This window comes from Aeromonas sp. 2HA2 (assembly GCF_029237345.1).
Taxonomy (GTDB): domain Bacteria; phylum Pseudomonadota; class Gammaproteobacteria; order Enterobacterales; family Aeromonadaceae; genus Aeromonas; species Aeromonas salmonicida.
Genome location: NZ_JAACGB010000007.1, coordinates 183,209 through 203,394, shown reverse-complemented (window position 1 = coordinate 203,394; position 20,186 = coordinate 183,209). Strand labels below are relative to the sequence as shown.

Sequence of the window (20,186 nt, the reverse complement as noted above, 5' to 3'; positions counted from 1 at the left end):
CATGATCATCACAGATGAAGAGTTATTGGCGTTGCTGAACTCGGAAGAGACCCAGGAGCGTTTTTTTTACCCGGTGACCCTCTATGCACTGGACGGAGTGGCCTATCAGGCGGCAAAAGCCGTCACCTTGCCCGAATTTGCCACCTTGCGTCGCACGCAACCCGATGCCCGCTGGCCGTGGGAGGGGTTGTTCGCCGCCGGTGCCATCGCCCTGTTTGATCCAGCTTCTCACGCCGGTGCCGACTATCTGCCGCAGTTGATGAACCAGAGCGATGGCATCTATCGGCTCTCGGATGACTGGCTGGAAGGGGTCCATGACAGGTATCAGCAGTGGCTGCAGTGGCTGGCACAGATGCAGATCTTGTTGCTGGAGGATCACCCGTTTCAAGGCGCCCATATCCAGCAGGAGATCCAGGGATTGGGTCTGTCCTGCCAATGGGTGCAGGATGGCGATGCCTGTATCCAGGCCCTGGAACAGGGGGGCGTCAAGCTACTCATCAGCGATCTCAGCCTGGTGGAGCAGGATGCCATCGGTCTGCTAATGAGCCAGCCTCAATATCAGCAAAGCGGCCTGCCCATCATATTGCTGTCGGCACACGATCAGACCCTGATCGACGGGGCCCGCCGGCTGTTGCACGATGCGGGTTTCAATGTAGTGGCCGCCCTGGCCAAACCGCTGTTGAGCGATGATCTGCTGCGGCTGCTCAAGGCGCTCTATCTGGGGCCACAGCGGCAACAGCGGCTCAGTGGCCTGCGCCGTACCGTCCGCAGCTGGCAGGGGGAGGAGAAGGGGCTGCTCGGACTCTTGTCCGACCCGCCATCCCCGCTGCCCATCTGGCTGGCGGTGACAGGTTTGCCGCCACGGTGGGAGCTGGTGCGGGATTGGCTGGGCAGACAGGGACGAGATGCCACTGAACTGACCCTGGTCATTCACCGCCGTGATCACCTGCTCAGCCAGGCCGAGCGGTTCGCACTGGTGCTGCAAGCCAGTCTGGCTGGCGTCAAGCTTGCGCTGCTGCTCGACAATGACCAGCATATGCCGTTTGATTTGCTGGAGAGGGTGCCATTGCAGCACCTGCTGCTGGGGCAGAGCCTGCTCCCGGGGCTCGAGGCCATGACGGCGGACTCCCTGCTGGGCCGCTTCACCCATAGGGCCAGGGAGCTTGGCATTGCCCTCTATCTGGATGATCCCTTCAATCTGCTAGACAGTACCCTGTGGCGCGATCGCGGCATGACAGGGCGCTGGTAACCCGTGCCCCGTTACCTCTGCTGGCCCCCCGATGAGGCGCGTTTGCGACGTAGCCTGGCCGGCTGGCTGCATCCGACGTCTCGGGCCTCCTTGCCCTTGATGATGGAAGTGGGCGGGGTCCCCTGTAGCTTGCAGGAGCTGGCTGGCGCCGATCCGGAATCGATCAGAGCCGCCTACGAGGCGTTGAGCGAGCAGAGCATTTACCTGCGCTTCATGCGGGCAAAACAGCCGGTTACCGAGGATCAACTGGCCTTCTTTCTCGACTATCCCAGAGCCCCCCAGATTGCGCTGCTGCTGACCGATGGTCAGGGGCGGCCGCTGGCCCAGGCCCAGTCCATACGTCGGCGGCTGCACCCGGACCGGGCCGAGTTCTCCTGTCTGGTCGCAGATCACTTCCAGCACAGAGGGGCGGGCCGGCGCATTCTGCTGGCGTTGGCACTGCTGGCGCGCGCCGAGGGCATTCGGGAGTGGACGGCGGAAGTATTGGCCCAGAATCGCCCCATGCTGGCGCTCCTGCGCGGGTTGGGGCTGCCGCTCACTCTGGTGACGGGGCGGGAGCTGGTGTTTGTCCGGCTCGATCTGAGCGTGCTCGATACCCTGTGAAGCGGGTATCCTCATAAGACCAAGGGTGAATAGGCTGCCTTTTCACCCTGTGCTAAGGTCAGCCTTGTATGGGATCAGAGGGAAGCAGTCATGGTGCAATCAGCGAAACACATCGTCATTCTTACCGGCGCCGGTATCTCTGCCGAATCCGGCATCAAGACCTTCCGTGCCTGTGACGGCTTGTGGGAAGAGCACAGGGTGGAGGATGTGGCGACCCCGGAAGGGTACGCCCGGGATCCCGCCCTGGTGCAGGGTTTCTACAACTCGCGCCGTCATCAGCTGCAACAACCGCAGATCCATCCCAATCCTGCCCACTATGCCCTGGCCCGTCTTGAGCGCCTGTTGCCTGGCACAGTCACCCTGGTGACCCAGAATATCGACAACCTGCACGAGAGTGCAGGCAGCAAAAACCTCATCCACATGCACGGAGAGCTGCTCAAGGCCCGCTGTCCCGAGTCGGGCCAGGTGATCGAATGGCGCGGCGATCTCCATCAGGATGAACTCTGCTCCTGTTGCCAGTTCCCCCAGCCGCTGCGCCCGCACGTGGTCTGGTTTGGCGAGATGCCGCTGGGGCTGGATCGCATCTATGGCGCCCTGGCCCAGTGCGACCTTTTCATCTCCATCGGGACCTCGGGGGCCGTCTATCCTGCTGCCGGCTTCGTGCACGAGGCTGGCCTCAACGGTGCCCATACCATAGAGCTCAATCTGGAACCGAGCGAGGTGGGCAGCCAGTTTGACGAGAAGCGTTATGGACCGGCCTCTCTGCTGGTGCCCGCTTTCGTTGACGAGTTGCTGGAGCGCTGCGGCGTGCATCAACCCAAACAGATAGAGGGTCACAACTGGATGGAGATGCGCGAGCCTTAATACGGCTCAGCTCCCAGTGCCGTTGTTCGAAACAAAAGGCGACACCAAGGTGTTGCCTTTTGTTGCCTTGGATCATGGGCGGGGGAAGAAGGGCGCGCAGGATTGTCTGATCACCAGGTCTGGATCAACAGTGATCAGGTGATTATCCACTGTCACCCCATTGATACGTGCCAGCAGCCGGGTAACGGCGAGGCGCCCCAGCTCCTCCTTGGGTTGATTGATGGTGGTGAGTGGCGGCGACAGATACTGCGCCAGCGCGACATTGTCATAACCGACGATGGAGATGTCCTGCGGTATGTTCAACCCCGCCTGATGGGCGGCACTGATGGCCCCCATGGCCATCATGTCGTTGAAGATAAACAGGGCGCTTGGCCGTTTGGGCTGAGCCAGCAGGCGCTGCATGGCATTGAAACCACTGGCACAGTCGAAATCTCCCTCCTGGATCCAGGCCGGATTGACGGTCAGACCCGCTTCCTGCATCGCCTGCTCAAAGCCAGCCTGTCGCTGATTGGCGGGGGCTCGGCTGTGGGGGCCCGTGATGCAACCGACATCGGTGTGACCGAGTGCCAGCAGATGGCGGGTGGCCAGATAACCGCCGCGATGGGAGTTGTCGGCGATGAGGTCCACGTCCTTGCTCTCCATGCCCCAGTCCATCACCACAACGGGCAGGCTCTTGAGCCAGTCGAGCTGGTTGAACACCTCCTGTTGCCCCTCGCTGCACATGATGAGCAGGCCGTCGACCCGCTTGCGCAACATCATCTTGAGGTAGGAGAGCGCCGTTTCAGCCTGCCCCTCTGTGTTGCCCAGCATCAGGTTGTAGCCCTGCTCGAAGCAGTAGCGCTCCACTCCACGCACCACCTCGGCAAAGAAGGGGTTGCTGGAGGTGGTGACCAGCATGCCGATACTGTTGGTCTCCTTCACCTTGAGGCTGCGGGCCACCAGGCTGGGGGCATAGTTGAGTTCGCGCATGGCGGCAAAGACCCGCTCACGGGTCTCTTGTGCCACGAAGCGGGTCTCGTTGATGACATGGGAGACGGTAGTGGTGGAGACCTCTGCCCGCGCCGCCACCTCCTTGATGTTGGCCATCAGTGCCCCTGCGCAGTCTGGGCAAGCAGGAAGGCGTCGACCTCAACCTTGCTTGGGATCGATCTCTGGGCGCCGAACTTGGTGACAGAAAGCGCCGCTGCGCCGTGGGCAAAGCGCACCGCGGCGTTGAAGTCTGCACCGGCAAGCTCGGCGGCCAGCAGGGCACCGTTGAAGGTATCGCCCGCGGCCGTGGTGTCTACTGCCTCAACCCGAAACCCCGGGATGAGCTGTTGCTGTCGGGCGTTGCTGCAATAGACCCCTTGGGAGCCCAGGGTGATCATCACATCGCTTATTCCCATCTGGTGGAAGTGGGCCGCCGCCTGAGCCGCGCTGGCCTCGTCGGTCACCTTGACGCCGGTCAACAGCTCGGTTTCGGTCTGGTTGGGGGTGATGAGATCCACCAGCGCCAACAGCTCGGCCGGGAGCGGGCGGGCGGGCGCCGGATTGAGTACCACCCGGGTGCCGTGGGATCTAGCCAGCTTGGCTGCTTCAAACACGCTTTCAAGCGGCACTTCCAGCTGCAGCAGCAGGGTATGGGCATCGGCAATCATGGCTTCATGCCGTTTGACCATGGCAGGAGAGAGAGCGCCGTTGGCCTCGGCGGAGATGCCTATGCTGTTCTCCCCCTCGTCGCTCACATAGATGATGGCGATGCCGGTGGGCAAGGTCTCATCGAGTTCTACTGCACTGACGTCTATGCCATCTTGCTCGAAACCCTGGTGCATCTGCTGGCCGATGGCGTCATCACCGATGCGGGCAATAAAGGAGACAGGGGCGCCGAGACGTGCGGCAGCCACCGCCTGATTGGCCCCCTTGCCACCCGGTACCACCTGATAGCTGTGGCCGGTCAGGGTTTCACCGGGGCGAGGAAAATGAGGGACGCGCAGTACATGATCCGCATTGACACTGCCCAGAACAACGAGACGATTCATTCTTATCACCCTTGATTTGGAACATCTTGGTTTGAGTGGGCCCAAGCCAAGATGCACAGCTGATGGAAACTCCAGAAACAAAGGGGGAGGCCAAGCTCCCCCTGTCACATTACTTGCTGACGATTTGCAGCGGTACCGGGATGGATTTTTCTACCGGCTGACCCTTGAGTACCTTGTCGGCGGTTTCCACGCCGATGGCACCGATCAGGGCCGGTTGCTGCGCTACTGTGGCGGCCAGTTTGCCACGGGAAACGGCGGCCTTGCCATCATCAGTGCCGTCGAAGCCGACGATCATCACCTCTTTGCCGGCAGCCTGTACGGCGCGGATGGCACCCAGCGCCATTTCGTCGTTCTGGGCAAACACGGCTTGCACGCCCGGGTGCGCGGCCAGCAGGTTTTCCATGACGTTCAGCCCCTTGGTGCGGTCAAAGTCGGCAGGCTGGGAGGCCAGCACTTCCAGCTTGTTGGCAGCCACGGCCAAGGCAAAACCTTCGCCACGGTCACGGGCGGCGGAGGTACCTGCGATCCCCTCTAGCTGGATCACCTTGGCGCCAGCGCCCAGTTTCTGGGTGATGAAGTCGCCAGCCAGCTTGCCGCCAGCCACGTTGTCGGAGGCAATGTGGGCTTTGACCTCACCCTGAGCGGCACCGCGATCCAGGGTCAGCACAGGGATGTTGGCCTTGTTGGCCAGGCGGATGGCATTGCCAACGGCCTCGGAGTCGGTCGGGTTGATCAGGATGGCGTTGACCTTGCGCACTGTGAGATCTTCCACGTTGGAGAGCTCCTTTGCCGGGTCATTCTGGGAGTCCAGTACCACCAGTTCATAACCAAGCTCCTTGGCTTTGGCTTCGGCCCCTTCTTTCATGGTGACGAAGAAAGGGTTGTTGAGGGTGGAGACCACCATCGCCAGGGTCTGATCGGCGGCCTGGGCGGTGCCCAGCACAGACATGATGGCGGCAGCGAGCAGGGTATTAAGCTTTTTCATCATTTCATTCCTTGTGTGTGTGGCATGGCTTAGGTTGTTATCGATTGCTTTTGTTATCGACCATCACGGCGAGCAAAATGACGCTGGCCTTGGCGATCATCTGGTAATAGGACGAGACGTCGAGCAGGTTGAGGGCGTTGTTCAGGAAGCCGATGATGAGGGCCCCTATCAAGGTCCCCATGATGCGACCCTTGCCCCCCATCAGGCTGGTACCACCCAGCACAACGGCGGCGATGGCGTCCAGCTCGTAGCCCATACCAGCCGTCGGCTGAGCAGAGGAGAGGCGGGAGGTGACAATGAGGCCAGCCAGAGCCGACAGCATGCCACACAGACCATATACGGCGAGTTTGACCCTGGCCACATTGATGCCGGAGAGGCGGGTGGCAGATTCGTTGCCGCCCAGGGCATAGATGTAACGGCCCAGACGAGTGTGGTTGAGCAGGTACCAGGCCAGCAGGAAGACGATGGCCATCAGCCAGATGGGCACAGGCAGACCAAGCAGGTAACCGGTACCGAGCCAGGCGAAGTGATCGGATCCCTCGCTAAAACCGGTGGAGATGGGGCGCCCCTCGGTATAGACCATGGTCACGCCGCGCAGGGCTGTCATGGTGACCAGGGTGGCGATGAATGCCTGCACCTTGCCCTTGGCAATGATGAGGCCGCTGATGCCGCCGAGCAGGGCACCGGCCCCCAAGGTCAGTGGCACTACCAGCGCTATGGGCAGCTCCATGGCTACCATGGTGGCTGCCAGGGCGCCGCACAGGGCGAGCACAGAGCCGACAGACAGATCGATGCCGGCGGTGAGGATGACCAGCGTCATGCCGACCGCCATGATGGCGTTGACCGACGTCTGGCGCAGTATGTTGAGCAGGTTGTCGGCGGTGAAGAAGTTGGGGCTCAGAAAGGAGACCACGCCTATCAACACCAGTAGGGCGACCAGGGATTTGTTCTCAATCCACCAGGCCTTGCTCATGATGCCGCGGCGGGAAAGGGTTTGGGTTGTCATTGAAAGGCCTCTTGCTCTGATTGCCACTGTTTACCGACTGCCGCCGCCATCAGTTTCTCCTGATTGGCGTCCGCGGACATGAATTCTGCGCTGATGCGCCCTTCGTGCATCACCATGATGCGATCGCTCATGCCGAGCACTTCCGGCATCTCGGAGGAGACCAGGATGATGCTCATCCCCTCCTGCTTGAACTGGTTGATGAGCTGGTAGATCTCTTTCTTGGCACCCACGTCGACGCCGCGGGTCGGCTCATCCAGGATCAATACCTTGGGCTTGGTCAGCAGCCCCTTGGCGATGGCCACCTTCTGCTGGTTGCCACCGGAGAGCAGCTTTATCAGCTGCTCCTGACTCGGGGTCTTGATGTTGAACAGGCGCACATAGTCACTCACTGCCTGGCGCTCGGCCTTGCCGTCGATCTTGCCGCCACGGATGAACTCATCGAGGGCGCACAGACTCATGTTTTCCCGCACCGAGAGTTCCAGCACCAGCCCATCCCCCTTGCGATCTTCGGAGATATAGGCGATGCCGACGGCCAGCCCATCGGCAGGGGTGCGTGGCACCATGACCTTGCCATCGACCTCGACAGCGCCGGCGCTGATGGGACTGGCCCCGTAGATAAGTTTCATCAGCTCGGTACGGCCTGAGCCCATCAGGCCACTAAAGCCCAGTATCTCCCCCTGACGCAGTGAGAAGCTCACCCCGCGCACACCCGGGCCAGCCAGATCTTTGACTTGCAGGCTGACAGGACCCAGTTCCCGATGCAGGCGCGGGTACTGTTCTTCCAGCCGCCGACCGACCATCATCTCGATGATCCTGTCTTCATCGAGATCGCTCACTGCTTTCTCGCCGATCCACTTGCCGTCACGCAGCACGGTAACCCGGTCGCAGATCTGGAAGATCTCCTTGAGGCGATGGGAGATGTAGACGATGCCGCAGCCCTGCTGGCGCAGTTCGCGGATCACGGTGAACAGTTGCTCTGTTTCGGTGTCGGTCAGGGCATCTGTGGGCTCATCCATGATGATGACGCTGGCATCGAACGAGAGGGCTTTGGCAATTTCCACCATCTGCTGTTCACCAATCGACAGCTCTCCGAGCCGGGTATCCGGACCATGCTTGACGCCGAGACGACCGAGCAGGCTGCTGGCGCGCTCGCGCAACTGCTTGTGGTCAATGCTGCCAAAACGGGTACGCGGTTCGCGGCCAAGGAAGATGTTGGCGGCAATGGAGAGCTCCGGCAGCAGGTTCAGCTCCTGGTGGATGATGCTGATGCCCTGATCCTGGGAGTCGCGGGGACCCTTGAAGTGCACAGGCTGGCCGCGGTAACTGACGCTGCCCGCATCGGCTTGATAGATGCCGGTCAGCACCTTCATCAGGGTGGATTTACCGGCGCCATTCTCGCCGAGCAAGGCCATCACCTGGCCCGGGTAAACCTTGAGTCCTGCCTCATCGAGGGCGCGGACACCGGGAAAGGTCTTGACGATCCCGGTCAGCTCCAGAATGGGCGAGGGGGGCGTGTCAACGCTCCCGGTGAGCCCCGAAAGGGGGGAGGGAGTTGTGCTCATTGCAGCTTCCTTGAAGAGGCTTAAAACGCCACGCCGGCGCAGAGAATGAGGTTGGCATAGGGTGTTACTTCGCCGCTGCGTACTATCGCCTTGCTCTGGCGGGAGCGGGTCTTGAACTCCTCATGCAGGCAATATTCGATGGTAATGGGTTTGCCTTGCTCGAGCGCGTGGGTCTCAATCTGATCGAGCAGGGCTTGATGGGCGTCAGGGCTGATCAGCTTTATCTCGCTGGCCATGATCACTTTTTCTACCACAAGATCCGTCAGTAGCGCTTTCAGCACTGTCTGCAGATTGGGGGTGCCCGCCATCAGCGCCAGATCGATGCGCTCTGGCCCCGCCGGAATGGGTAATCCCGCATCGCACACTGTGATCTCGTCGGTGTGGCCCATCTGTGCCACCAGGGCACTCAAAGGAGCATTGAGCAGTACGCCTCGTTTCATAACAGCACCTCGGCAGACTTGCGTCTGCGTATCTGATGTTTATCAAGGCAACCGGTTACGCAACCGGTTGCGTCATGAGGTAAACGATAGGCGCTAAGGCACGCTTGATCTACAGGGAGATGGCAGAAATGTGAAAACGATCTCAATGCCGGGGGAAAAGGATGAAAAGAGGTGCCAGACAGCGTGCAGGCACCCATATGCAGAGGATTGAAGGAGCGCGGGATCAGAGGGCCAGGGCCTGCTGCACGCCGGGGCGTGTGAGCATCTGTTGATAGTGGGCTGCTACCCTGGGGAACTCACTGATGGCCACCCCATCGCTTTCGAGCCAGCCGGCAACCACGAACAGGTAAATGTCGGCAAGGCTGAAGCGCTCCCCCAGCACCCAGGGGCCGACCAGATAGTGGCGTTCAATTTCGGCAAAGCCATCGCGCATGTTTTGCGGCACCTTGGCCTGCATGGCGGCGACAGCCTGTTCATCATCGGCCCAGCGGCTGCCGCGGCGTCCGTGGGCATGGGAGACATGCACGGTGGAGGCAAGGAAGCTGTTGACATCCTGCATGCGGGCCAGCAGGAAAGGGTCATCCAACGGGGCAAGCTTGGCATCGGGAAAGCGCTGCGCCACATAGAGCAGCAGTGCCGGGGTTTCAGTCAGCATGCCGCGCTCGGTAACAAGCGCCGGCACCCGGCCTTTGGGATTGATGGCGAGATAGGCGGCAGAGCGCTGCTCCCCCGCCGCCAGATCAAGTCGCTTGACCTGATGGTGGGCCTGGGCCTCGGTCAGCGCTATGTGTACGGCCATGGCGCAAGTGCCAGGGGCGAGATACAGGGTCAAATCAGACATGCATGTCTCCTTGTGAAGTGTGTTCTCCTCGCGTCATCCGGATGGGGAAGGGCGGAGGCAGTCAGCAAATGCGGTATATCTGTTGGCATCCTACGCCCATCACAACGGCGGGCCAAGGCGGGAAAGGAAGGAGGTGAACCGGCCTGCGCTTATGAAATCAAAGGCTTTCCCACCAGCAGATAAGGGGAAAAACGGCTACGCATACCGGGTCAAATCGCTATAATGTGCCCCCTGAATAGTGTTTTTCTGATGTTGGATAGTCCATTGAGTAATAAAATGCGGATCGGTGGTTCCCTCGAGCAATCCCTGAGTCAGGGATATCGCCTCGACCTCAAGGGGGTACTGCAAGAGAGTTGGCAACAGACGCGCCGTACCGGTTTTGGCCTGCTGCTGGCCATAGTCGGGGTTACCTCCATCTGGATGTTGCTGAGCAATACCCTGCTGGCGCCTTACGTCAATCAGGAAGGGGGGATGGATATTGCCCTGGTGCTGAGTCTGCTCATCACCATCATGATGGCCCCCATGACCTCGTCCCTCGACATGCTGGGATTGCAGCAATCGGTCGGCGTCCGTGCCCGTCCGAGCCAGGTATTCGATTTCTTTCGCCACTTCCTGCGCCTCGGCAGCCTGAGCCTGCTGGGCAGCATGATCACCAGCTTGTTCGGTCCCCTGTTTGAACTGGTGGGCTTGCCGGTGATGCTGGCGTTCATACCGTCTGCGCTGATCGGCATGGGGCTGGTGTTTACCGTGCCGCTGGTGCTGGAACGCGGCTTGTCACCGGTGCAGGCCATTCTGGTGTCGCTCAAGTTGTTTGTTCGCGGCTGGCCCAGCATAGTGCTGCTGCACGGTGTCATGCTGGCGCTGTTTTTCCTGGCGCTTCTCCCCATGGGCCTGGGGCTTATCTGGGTGGCTCCTCTCTACTTCAACTGCAAGGGGATCCTCTATCGGGATCTGTGCGGGGTCGCGGTAGAAGTGACCGAAGTGAGCGAAGGTCCCGATCATTTCAGCGCTTGACCGGCGTATTCAGTGCCAAGAGATGGCACACCAAGATTTCAACGCATGACGAGTGCGTGATGCAAAAGGATGGCACATGAAGATGGCTCGACATGGCGTAGCGGCAAGCTTGCTGCTGTTGCCCACCCTGGGGTTGGCACAGCCTTCACTGGATCTGCAATACAGTACTTTCTACAGCCAGATGAAGACCTTTGCCAAGGGGGAGTTTGGTCATGCCAGGCTGGGGTTTTATCTGACCGATCAACAAAATGGACAGCGTTGCCTGCTTACCTCGGCCCGGGTTTCTACCCTGGATCGGGACGTAGCTGCCGAGGTGACGGTAGACAGCGAGCTGCGGTTGCCCTACGACGATGATCTCAATCTGGACAAGGCGACCGTGGTGGTGGGCTTGACCGAGGCGCACGCTGCCTGCGATCTTTCGGTGCAGGTGATGGCCGATGCCCCGCCCGTGTCAGGCAGCCAGTGGGAGCTCAAGGTGGCCGAGGTGGTCAAGCGCCAGCAGGATATGCAGGCCCTGCTGAGCAAGCTGGCCGGCATGGTCGGCAAGTATTTCCTGCCCGAGATGGCGGGTGTGCGGGTGACACTGGTGCAACCGACTGGCACTGCCTATCTGGTTGATGGCGCCCGCCAGCTGCCGCTCTCCTGGCAAGAGGGGCAGTTGCTGCTGAGCAACGCACAACTGGCAGACTTCGCCGCGGGCAAGCTGCAACTGAAGGGGGACATACTGCGACTGACCCCCTGGTTGCACAAGGGCTGAGCAAGCGTCACGCCAAAAAGATAAAAAGGAGCGCCAGGCGCTCCTTTTTCGTTGCAGATTTCGTTACCGATTGTGTAGTGCCTAGCGCACTTCGATCACGTCCAGCACGTCCATCTCGTCGATGTTCAGCAAGGGGGCTGTCGGCAGTTCGGGCGGATCAAATGCCTTGTCGCCGCCATCTATGATGCCGGAGTCTCGGTTGATGCTCTTGAAGTCGAACAGCTTGTGATCGAGCAGGTGGCTCGGGATCACGTCCTGAATGGCGGTGAACATGGTTTCGATACGACCCGGGAAGCGGCGATCCCAATCCTGCATCATCTGCTTGATAGCCTGACGCTGCAGGTTCTCCTGTGAGCCGCACAGGTTGCAGGGGATGATGGGGAAGGCCTTGACCTCGGCGTAACGTACCAGGTCTTTCTCCTTGCAGTAGGCCAGCGGGCGGATCACCACGTTCTTGCCATCGTCGCTCACCAGTTTGGGCGGCATGGACTTGAGCTTGCCGCCGTAGAACATGTTGAGGAACAGGGTTTCAAGGATGTCATCCCTGTGATGGCCGAGGGCAATCTTGGTGCACCCCAGCTCTTGCGCCGTGCGATAGAGAATACCTCGGCGCAGGCGGGAGCAGAGGGCGCAGGTGGTTTTGCCTTCCGGTACCTTGTCCTTGACGATGGAGTAGGTATCTTCTTCAACGATCTTGAAGTCAACGCCCAGGGTTGCCAGGTACTCAGGCAGCACATGCTCGGGGAAGCCAGGTTGCTTCTGATCCAGGTTGACGGCCACCAGATCAAAATGGATGGGGGCGCTTGCCTTCAGGCTCATCAGGATGTCGAGCATGGCAAAGCTGTCCTTGCCGCCGGACAGGCACACCATGATCTTGTCGCCCTCTTCAATCATGTTGAAGTCGGCGATGGCCTGACCTACGTTGCGCCGCAGGCGCTTTTGCAGTTTGTTGAAACTGTATTTATCTTTGGCGTTCAGCTCTTCTAGCATGCTCGTAAAACCCGGGACACAAATAAGCGCGTTATTATAGCCATGTCCCGGGGGAGGGCAAGGTGCCAGGATGAAAGGCGCCTTATGATTGACGACGCCGGCTGTCTACCGGGCAGCTGTAATCGTCGGGTTTGAGGATCAGGATGTCGCAGGAGAGTCTGTCCACCACATGTTCGGCGGTATTGCCGAGCAGGGCGGCAGAGAGGCCGGTGCGACCGACACACCCCATGATCATCAGGGTGGCTTGCAGGTCGTCAGCCAGGTCGGGCAACACCTCTTCCGGCAATCCTTCCGCCACCCGGGTCCACAGATGGCCTATGCCATATTTGTCGGCATGGCTCAGCAGCAGGCTCTCATGGTGTTTGCGAATAGCCTCGTTGTAAGCGTTGGGGTCGAACTCCGGCAACTCTATGGCCACATTGACCGGGGTACCGGGATAGGTGTTGACCAGATACAGGTTGGAGCCGAGCAACTCGGCGATGCCAATACCTTCCTCCGTGATCCGTTCGTTCAGCACTTTCTGATCCTGATCGTCGCTGGAGCAGTTGATGGCCGCAATGATGTTGCCACCCCGTTGCCAGTGGCCCTCCTTGACCAGCAGGACAGGGCAGGGGCACTTGCGCAGCAGATGCCAGTCGGTCGGAGTAAAGATGAAGGTTTGCAGGAAGGAGTGATGATGGGTCGCTTTGACCACCAGATCGTGGCGATTCTCCAGTACTTCCTGAATGACACACTCGAAGGGACGATTGTGCCAGACTACCTTGACCTCGTAGTCCAGTCCCTTGGCACGGTAGGGTTTGAGAATGTCGTCTAGCCATTCACGACGCTGGGCGATCACGCCGTGGCGCATCTCTTCCCGTTCATCCACCGACAGCATGGCGGTCATTTCGTACGAGAAGTCATAAATAGTGAGTAACAGGGTCAGTTGAGCGCCTTCATCGAGCTCAGCTACTTTGACCGCACGTTCGAGGGCAACTTGCCGCTCTTCTTCCGGGTTGATAACAACCAGAATTTTTCGGTACTTGACCATGTTCTCTTCCTCCTTGGCAAAAATACCAATGATGACAGACCTTTAGCCATTACAGCTTAGCTCAGGAGGAAGCTGGGGGACATGTGCCGGATCAAATTTCAGACTAAACCGATCCGGCAACAAGGGCAGACAGAGGGGAAATTAACCGCAGGCAGGACGGGGGGCACCAGCCATGACGCCGAGGGCAATCTGATCCAGCACGGTAATGTATTTGCCTTTGACGCTGATGAGGCCGGACTTCTGAAAACGGCCAAGCAGACGGCTGATGGTCTCCACCGTGAGGCCGAGATAGTTGCCGATATCACCCCGGGTCATGGAGAGGCGGAATTCCTTGGCGGAGAAGCCGCGTTCGGAGAAACGCACCGACAGATTGTGCAGGAAGGCTGCAAGGCGCTCTTCCGCATTCTTCTTGGAGAGCAGTAGTATCATCTCCTGATCGCCCATGATTTCGTTGCTCATCAGTCGCATGATTTGTTGGCGCAACTTGGGCATCTTGCCGGAGAGATCGTCGAGCACGTCGAACGGGATCTCGCACACCATGGCCGTTTCCAGCGCCTGGGCAAAGGACGGATGCGCATGCTTGTGAATGGCATCAAAGCCAACCAAGTCCCCTGCGAGGTGAAAAGCGGTTATCTGCTCGTCACCCTGTTCTGTGATGGTGTATGACTTGATGGTCCCGGAACGGATCGCATAGAGCGACTTCAGCTCATCGCCGGCTTTGAACAGCTCCTCACCCTTCTGGATCGGCTTCTTGCGCTCAATGATGCTGTCGAGCTGATCGAGTTCACTGTCGTTCAGAGTGAAGGGAATGCAGAGCTGGCTGATGCTGCAATCCTGGCAATGAATTGCACAGCCACCGCTCTGAATACGTCTGCCAGGTTTCTTTTCCGGGATCATAGGCTCATACGAATAATTGATTTATATCAAACAAGTTTACCATCAACTCATCCGTTTTGGATAGGGTTTCAAAAGGACGCTATCCCGACCCATAGGGTATGCAGCCCATATGCAATGAGCAAAATAGCCCCGCCTTGACGCAAACTGCGCAAGGTCAGCCAGTAGCGCAGCCGGTCCGCCAGTCCCCCCAGTGCAAAGAGTGTCGGCAGGGTTCCCATGCCAAAGCAGAGCATGATCAGTGCCCCGCCACTGGCAGAGCCAGCTGCGGCACTCCAGGTCAGCATGGAGTAAACCAGACCGCAGGGCAGCCAGCCCCATATCATGCCGAAAGGGAACGCCTGCCAGGCCGAGGTGAAGGGAAGAAACTTGCCTGCCAGCGGCTTGATCCGCGGCCAGAGTCGGGCACCGATCCGCTCGAGCAGCAGTATGCCTTGCCACCAGCCGGCAAGGTACAGGCCTAGCGCTATCATCAAGAGCGCCGCCATCAGCCGCAATCCGGCGATGGCATGTTTGCCTGCACCGAGCTCGCTGGTGGTGGCCAGCAGCCCGCCTACCAGAGCGCCAGCGATGACATAGCTGAGGATCCGCCCCAGGTTGTAGTTGAGGAGATAGCCAAGTCGGCCCCAAAAGTGCTGTTTCTCGGGGGGAATGGCCATGGAGAGGGCGGCCGAGACGCCACCACACATGCCGATGCAGTGGCCAGAGCCTGCGAGCCCCACCAGCAGGGCTCCTACCAGATCAAGGCTGGCGGTCATCGGACTTGGACTCTATGGGTTTCTGGGCAGGTTTGTCTTCATCAAACAGTATGTTGGATCCCTGGCGGTCGAGATCTTCAAACTGCTCGGAGCGAATGGCCCAAAAGAAGACGGCGCCTGCGATGATGACAAACAGGATGGCGATGGGGATCAGGACGAAGATGATGTTCATGATGCAAGCCTTGCTATGAGAGTGGTCATGGTAAACCAGTTACCGGCCAGGATCCCTCTTCATTCAATGTGTTGGCGCGCTCATATTGGCATGAGCACGCCGTCTTCACGGTTCAGCGATTGAGCCTCATGGAGTTGGTGACCACGATGAGGGAGCTCAAGGACATGCCAGCCGCCGCCAGATAGGGGGGTAACCAGCTGCTGGCCGCCAGCGGCAACACCAGCAGGTTGTAGCCGATGGACCAAGCGAAGTTCTCCTTGATGATCTTGCGAGTGCGGATGGCCAGGGTGCTGGCGTCCAGCAGGCGTGACAGGTCATCGGCCAGCAGGATGGCATCTGCGCTGTTTTTCGCAAGATCCGTGCCGCCCGCCATGGCAAAAGAGGCGTGGGCTCCGGCCAGTACGGGGGCATCGTTGATGCCGTCACCCACCATGATGCTGATATCACCTTCAGCTTCGCGCGCCTTGAGGTAGGCCAGCTTGCCATCCGGGGTGACGCCTTTGACCAGCTCATCCACTCCAAGCTCGCGGGCCACTTCGTCGGCCTGGGCAGAGCTGTCACCGGTGAGAATGGTGGTCTGCAAACCGGCGGCCTTGAAGGCCTGGATCAGGGCCCTGGCATCCGGGCGTAGTGTATCGGCCAGGATAAAGCGGGCCAGCACTCGGGATTCATCCGCCAGATAGATGGCAAGGCCATGGCTGGCGGTGTGCTCTGTGGGAAGAGCCAGCCAGCGGGCGCTGCCGATGCGATGATGCTTGCCTGCCACACACCCCTCAATACCGTGGCCGATGACTGGGACCACCTCGCTTGCAGGCAGCAAGACGTCGTCGGCTGCCGTGCTTTTAAACGCGCGGGCGATGGGGTGCTCGGAATAGGCTTCCAGTGCCCGTGCGATGGCGAGGCATTGATCTTCGCTCATCTCAGCCAGCGCCGTTGTGCTGGTCAGGCTGATATTGCCCGTGGTCAGGGTGCCGGTCTTGTCCATCACTATCCGGTTGGCCTTGGTCAGCACGTCCAGCACATGGCCGCGACGCAACAAAATACCGGAGCGAGTGAGGCGGGCGGTGGCCGAGGTGAGAGCTGTCGGCGTGGCCAGTGACAGGGCACAGGGACAGGTGGCGACCAGCACGGCCAGGGTGACCCAGAAGGCTTGCTCCGGTTGATGGAAGTGCCAGAAGGTCCACACGGCTGCGGCAATGATCAGCAGCACCAGGATGAAGTGACGGGAGAGCACATCCGCCATCTGGGCGATGGCTGGCTTGTCGTCCAGCGCATGATCCTGCAGCCGCATGATCTGGGCGATGCGCGACTCTTCGATGCGATGGCTGACCCTGATCTGGAGCGGTGCATCCGTGTTGATGGTGCCGGCATAGACGCTGTCGCCCACCTGCTTGAGCAGTGGCAGTTGCTCGCCGGTCAGCATGGATTCGTTGAGGCTGGCCTGTCCCTCGACAATGATGCCGTCCGCCGGCAGGGTAGCACCGGCCAGCACTCGTACCCGATCGCCGGTCTGCAAGGTCTTGGCCGCCACCTCGTGTTCACCCTCCTCATCAATGCGGGTGGCCATGATGGGCACCAGCCGTGCCAGGTTGGAGCTGGACTCGGACGCCTTGCGCCGGGCCCGCAACTCCAGAAAACGTCCCAGCAGCAAGAAGAAGACAAACATGGTGATGGAGTCGTAATAGACCTCACCTGTGTTGAAGACGGTGGCCCACATGGAGGCAACGAAGGCGCCGATCAGTGCCAGCGACACCGACACGTCCATGGAGAGGTGGCCCTGTTTCAGGCTACGCCATGCCCCCACGTAAAAGGGCTGGGCCGAATAGATCATGATGGGGGTCGAGAGCAAGAGGCTGATCCACTTGAAGTAGACCATGAACTCATCCTCGACACTGATGAAGAGATCCATGTAGAGCGCCACGGCGCACATCATCACCTGCATGGACCCCAGGCCCGCCAGCGCCAGCCGGAACATGTAGTTGCGCACTTCTTTGGCGTAAATAGCCTCTTGGCTGTGGGTCTGGAAGGGGTAGGCTCGATAGCCTATCTTGGCGAATCCCTTGAGAATGTCGCTCAACGAAAGCTGGTCCGGATCCCACTTGATGCGGGCGCGGTGAGTAGTGGTGTTGACATTGATGTAGTGCAGACCGGCAAGGCCGGTCAGATGGCGCTCGATAAGCCAGGCACAGGCGGCGCACGTAAGCCCCTCAACGCTGAGCTGGATCTCGCGCACCCTGTGGCTAGCCGTGCCACTGTTGGTGACAAAATCCTGTTGCACTTCGGCAAGATCATAATGGGTGAGGGCCGCCAGCTCTTCGGGCACCAGTTCTCCCCTGGTACCGGGCGCTGTGCGGTGATCGTAATAGCTGGAGAGACCGCACTCCATGATGGTTTCTGCTACGGCCTGACAGCCCGGGCAGCACATGGGCTGCACTATGCCCTTTATCTCGAGGGCATAGTGGCTGGCGGCGGGAACCGGCTCGCCGCAATGAAAGCAAGCCTTCATGGTGTGTTACCCCGGGGGATGGCGAGCAGGGCACCTGGACTGTTGGCGGCAACCGGCTCGCCACAGTAAAAACCGCCTGTCATGACTTAACGCCCTTTGGGATCGAGTTCGACGGGTGCTGTGGTCGGGAGCTGGACTGTCTCTTGCAACCGCCACTCATGGTCGAAGGCATCGACCCGTATATGCCACTTGCCACTCAAGGGCTGGTCGAGCAGCAGGCGATAAACGCCGCTGGCGTCAGCAGTCACCATGTGTTCGCTGTCCATGCCGGCCAGGGTCGGGTGAAACAGGGAGAGGTAGAGGGCCTGACGGGGTGGGATCTCTCCCGAGAGGGGCTTGAGAGTCAGCTCGTTGCCGTTCACTTCCAGCGCAATGCGGATATTGAGGGCTTCGGATCGATCGAACTTGCTCAAGTCCTGATTAATCTCTTTGCCTTGTTTGTAATAGTCTTCTGCGACCAGATTGACGCCATCCTTGCTGGCGATGATTGCCGTGCTGATGCCGGCAATCACGGCGGCGGCCGGGAGGGCGATGATAAACCAGGGCCAAAATTGGCGATACCAGGGTTGGGACATAGTGCTACTACCGTGAAACCTGTGATTAACGAAATAGAGGGGATTTAGCCAACACAAGATAACAAAAAGCCTCGAAGAGTCGAGGCTTTTTGCTGAGTAATCACGTGCTTATCACATGTTACTGCTGATTTTACTTGTCGGTGTGGGACAAGCTGTAAACGTAGGAAGCAAGCAGGTGCACCTTGTCTTCACCCAGAATATCCTGCCAGGCTGGCATGACACCGTGACGACCGTGGGTGATGGTCTGCTCGACCACCTGACGGGAACCGCCGTACAGCCAGATGTTGTTGGTCAAGTCCGGGGCACCGAAGGCGATCCCTCCCTTGGCATCCGGACCGTGACAAGCGGCGCAGACGGCAAAGCGGGCTTCCCCTTTCTTGGCTTCCACCAGGTCAACCTTGCGACCGGACAGACCCAGCACGTAGGAGGCCACTTCCTTGACGCCGTCCTTGCCCAGGATCTCGCCCCAGGCAGCCATCACACCCTGACGACCACCCATGATGGTAGTCTTGATCTGGGCAGGCTCTCCGCCCCATTGCCATTCGCTGTCGGTCAGGTTCGGGAAACCGCGACCGCCGCGGGCATCGGAGCCGTGGCACTGGGAGCAGTTCTGCAGAAACAGGCGCTGTCCGACTTTCAGTGCTTCCGGATCCTTGGCGATCTCGGTGATATCTTTGTAAGTCTTGCCGTCTGTCTGATAGGTCAGCTCGCGGAACTTGGCGCCGTAGATCTCGTCAGCCTTGAGCAGCTCACGGTCGTACTCCACCGCACGCCCTTCAGCCTTGGCAGAGGCTGCCGCCGCCTTGGACTCCGCCAGGGAGCGAACATCCTGATTGGAGCTCTGCCAGCCCAGCAGACCCTTCCAGTTGCCTAGGCCCGGGAAGGCCAGCAGGTAGACCAAGCCGGTGACGATGAAGAAGATGAACATATAGGTCCACCACTTCGGCAGCGGATTGTTGATCTCTTCGATGCCGTCGAAGGCGTGTCCCATGGACTTGCCTTCCTCTACACCCATCTTGTCCCGCAGGCACCACACCAGCAGCAAGAAGCAGCCGAGAATGGTTCCCAGACTTATGACGGTCACAAAAATGCTAAACAAAGTGCTCATTATTGTTTCGCTCCTGCGTTCTTGTTATCAGCACCGGGTTGCTCGTCATCGGCAAAAACCAGGTTGGCTGCCTCGTCGAAAGAGGCCTTGCGGCGTTTGCTGTATGCCCAGACGATGATGCCGATCATGATGGCCATCAACAGCAGGGTATAAAGGCCGCGAAATGTGCCGTAATCCATATCCTGACTCCTTATTTCAGGGCATGACCCAGTGATTGCAGATAGGCTACCAGTGCATCGAGCTCTGTCTTGCCCTTCACTGCGTCGCCTGCACCTTGCACGTCGGCCTCTGTGTAGGGCACGCCAAAGTGATCACGGAACAGGGCCAGTTTTTTGCCGGTCAGTTCACCTGTCATCACAGTGGTATCGAGCCAGGGGTAGCCAGGCATGTTGGACTCAGGTACCACATCGCGCGGGTTGATGAGGTGAGCACGGTGCCAGTCGTCAGAGTAACGACCGCCCACACGGGCCAGGTCCGGACCCGTACGCTTGGAGCCCCACAGGAAGGGGTGCTCCCACACACTTTCACCCGCGACCGAGTAGTGACCGTAACGCTCGGTTTCGGCACGGAACGGACGGATCATCTGGCTGTGGCAGTTGGTACAGCCTTCGCGAATGAAGATGTCGCGTCCTTCCATCTGCAGGGCGGTATAGGGCTTGAGGCCCTCCACCGGCTCAGTGGTCTGCTTTTGGAAGAACAGCGGAGTGATTTCAACCAGCCCCCCCAGGCTGATGGCAAAGATGATGCCGACCACCAGCATGGGTACGCTCTTTTCAAAGATCTCGTGACGGTTATTGTTGCTCATGCTTTGACC

The 20,186-nt window shown here is 59.6% G+C and carries 22 protein-coding genes; 5 read left to right on the top strand and 17 right to left on the bottom strand.

Translation table 11 applies throughout. The features are described 5' to 3' along the window. Position 1 precedes the first annotated feature (1 nt). From GWQ29_RS11795 to cobB, 3 genes are all read left to right on the top strand, one after another. Positions 2-1,249 (top strand): response regulator, encoded by a 1,248-nt coding sequence (locus GWQ29_RS11795; RefSeq protein ID WP_275919488.1) that lies wholly within the window; start codon positions 2-4, stop codon positions 1,247-1,249. Between the two features lie 3 nt (positions 1,250-1,252). Continuing rightward, the gene (locus GWQ29_RS11790) at positions 1,253-1,852 is read left to right on the top strand and encodes a GNAT family N-acetyltransferase (RefSeq protein WP_275919487.1); all 600 of its coding nucleotides are present in this window, start codon (positions 1,253-1,255) and stop codon (positions 1,850-1,852) included. 90 nt (positions 1,853-1,942) lie between these two features. Continuing rightward, on the top strand, positions 1,943-2,716 hold the full coding sequence (cobB, locus tag GWQ29_RS11785; RefSeq protein WP_275907005.1) for a Sir2 family NAD+-dependent deacetylase: 774 nt from the start codon (positions 1,943-1,945) through the stop codon (positions 2,714-2,716). A gap of 72 nt (positions 2,717-2,788) precedes the next feature. Here the strand turns inward: cobB and GWQ29_RS11780 are convergent, their stop codons facing one another. The 7 genes from GWQ29_RS11780 to GWQ29_RS11750 all read right to left on the bottom strand — a co-directional run bounded on the left by GWQ29_RS11780 (position 2,789) and on the right by GWQ29_RS11750 (position 9,568). Next, positions 2,789-3,802, bottom strand: coding sequence for a substrate-binding domain-containing protein (locus tag GWQ29_RS11780; RefSeq protein ID WP_275907006.1), 1,014 nt, complete (start codon positions 3,800-3,802; stop codon positions 2,789-2,791). Continuing rightward, positions 3,802-4,734 (bottom strand): ribokinase, encoded by a 933-nt coding sequence (gene rbsK, locus GWQ29_RS11775; protein WP_275919486.1) that lies wholly within the window; start codon positions 4,732-4,734, stop codon positions 3,802-3,804. Before rbsK ends, GWQ29_RS11780 begins: the two co-directional genes overlap by 1 nt. Before the next feature lie 109 nt (positions 4,735-4,843). Beyond that, on the bottom strand, positions 4,844-5,719 hold the full coding sequence (rbsB, locus tag GWQ29_RS11770; protein WP_021138711.1) for a ribose ABC transporter substrate-binding protein RbsB: 876 nt from the start codon (positions 5,717-5,719) through the stop codon (positions 4,844-4,846). A 37-nt stretch (positions 5,720-5,756) separates the two neighbouring features. Continuing rightward, positions 5,757-6,725 carry a ribose ABC transporter permease gene (gene rbsC / locus GWQ29_RS11765; RefSeq protein WP_021138712.1) on the bottom strand — a complete coding sequence of 323 codons (969 nt, stop codon included), beginning with the start codon at positions 6,723-6,725 and terminating at the stop codon, positions 5,757-5,759. After that, a complete protein-coding gene (rbsA, locus tag GWQ29_RS11760; protein WP_275919485.1) occupies positions 6,722-8,287 on the bottom strand; it encodes a ribose ABC transporter ATP-binding protein RbsA in 1,566 nt (521 codons plus the stop codon). The genes rbsC and rbsA overlap by 4 nt, the downstream gene beginning before the upstream one ends. 20 nt (positions 8,288-8,307) lie before the next feature. Next, positions 8,308-8,727, bottom strand: coding sequence for a D-ribose pyranase (rbsD, locus tag GWQ29_RS11755; RefSeq protein WP_275909193.1), 420 nt, complete (start codon positions 8,725-8,727; stop codon positions 8,308-8,310). A 223-nt stretch (positions 8,728-8,950) separates the two neighbouring features. Beyond that, a complete protein-coding gene (locus GWQ29_RS11750; RefSeq protein WP_275909194.1) occupies positions 8,951-9,568 on the bottom strand; it encodes a glutathione S-transferase family protein in 618 nt (205 codons plus the stop codon). A gap of 276 nt (positions 9,569-9,844) precedes the next feature. On the opposite strand from GWQ29_RS11750, the gene GWQ29_RS11745 reads away from it, so the two are divergent. After that, positions 9,845-10,582: a hypothetical protein gene (locus tag GWQ29_RS11745; RefSeq protein ID WP_005315577.1), complete on the top strand. Its 738-nt coding sequence runs from the start codon at positions 9,845-9,847 to the stop codon at positions 10,580-10,582. Between the two features lie 76 nt (positions 10,583-10,658). Further along, positions 10,659-11,339: a DUF2987 domain-containing protein gene (locus GWQ29_RS11740; protein ID WP_059167760.1), complete on the top strand. Its 681-nt coding sequence runs from the start codon at positions 10,659-10,661 to the stop codon at positions 11,337-11,339. A gap of 81 nt (positions 11,340-11,420) precedes the next feature. Here the strand turns inward: GWQ29_RS11740 and ttcA are convergent, their stop codons facing one another. The 10 genes from ttcA to ccoO form a co-directional block, all read right to left on the bottom strand. Next, positions 11,421-12,329 carry a tRNA 2-thiocytidine(32) synthetase TtcA gene (ttcA, locus tag GWQ29_RS11735; RefSeq protein ID WP_005315582.1) on the bottom strand — a complete coding sequence of 303 codons (909 nt, stop codon included), beginning with the start codon at positions 12,327-12,329 and terminating at the stop codon, positions 11,421-11,423. 82 nt (positions 12,330-12,411) lie between these two features. Further along, positions 12,412-13,359: a universal stress protein UspE gene (uspE, locus tag GWQ29_RS11730; RefSeq protein WP_005315586.1), complete on the bottom strand. Its 948-nt coding sequence runs from the start codon at positions 13,357-13,359 to the stop codon at positions 12,412-12,414. A gap of 141 nt (positions 13,360-13,500) precedes the next feature. Further along, complete coding sequence (locus GWQ29_RS11725; protein ID WP_275919484.1) at positions 13,501-14,256, bottom strand: FNR family transcription factor; 756 nt, start codon at positions 14,254-14,256, stop codon at positions 13,501-13,503. A 68-nt stretch (positions 14,257-14,324) separates the two neighbouring features. Continuing rightward, on the bottom strand, positions 14,325-15,011 hold the full coding sequence (locus GWQ29_RS11720; RefSeq protein ID WP_059112705.1) for a sulfite exporter TauE/SafE family protein: 687 nt from the start codon (positions 15,009-15,011) through the stop codon (positions 14,325-14,327). Continuing rightward, positions 14,995-15,183: a cbb3-type cytochrome oxidase assembly protein CcoS gene (gene ccoS / locus GWQ29_RS11715; protein ID WP_005315597.1), complete on the bottom strand. Its 189-nt coding sequence runs from the start codon at positions 15,181-15,183 to the stop codon at positions 14,995-14,997. Before ccoS ends, GWQ29_RS11720 begins: the two co-directional genes overlap by 17 nt. A gap of 112 nt (positions 15,184-15,295) precedes the next feature. Then, the gene (locus GWQ29_RS11710) at positions 15,296-17,689 is read right to left on the bottom strand and encodes a heavy metal translocating P-type ATPase (RefSeq protein ID WP_275919483.1); all 2,394 of its coding nucleotides are present in this window, start codon (positions 17,687-17,689) and stop codon (positions 15,296-15,298) included. 86 nt (positions 17,690-17,775) lie between these two features. After that, positions 17,776-18,264 (bottom strand): FixH family protein, encoded by a 489-nt coding sequence (locus GWQ29_RS11705; RefSeq protein WP_021138722.1) that lies wholly within the window; start codon positions 18,262-18,264, stop codon positions 17,776-17,778. 130 nt (positions 18,265-18,394) lie between these two features. Next, positions 18,395-19,372 carry a cytochrome-c oxidase, cbb3-type subunit III gene (gene ccoP / locus GWQ29_RS11700; RefSeq protein ID WP_005315607.1) on the bottom strand — a complete coding sequence of 326 codons (978 nt, stop codon included), beginning with the start codon at positions 19,370-19,372 and terminating at the stop codon, positions 18,395-18,397. Beyond that, entirely contained in the window at positions 19,372-19,551 is a 180-nt protein-coding gene (locus tag GWQ29_RS11695) for a CcoQ/FixQ family Cbb3-type cytochrome c oxidase assembly chaperone (RefSeq protein ID WP_005315611.1), read from the bottom strand. The genes ccoP and GWQ29_RS11695 overlap by 1 nt, the downstream gene beginning before the upstream one ends. An 11-nt stretch (positions 19,552-19,562) precedes the next feature. Further along, the gene (gene ccoO / locus GWQ29_RS11690; RefSeq protein ID WP_005315614.1) at positions 19,563-20,177 is read right to left on the bottom strand and encodes a cytochrome-c oxidase, cbb3-type subunit II; all 615 of its coding nucleotides are present in this window, start codon (positions 20,175-20,177) and stop codon (positions 19,563-19,565) included. Positions 20,178-20,186 lie beyond the last annotated feature (9 nt).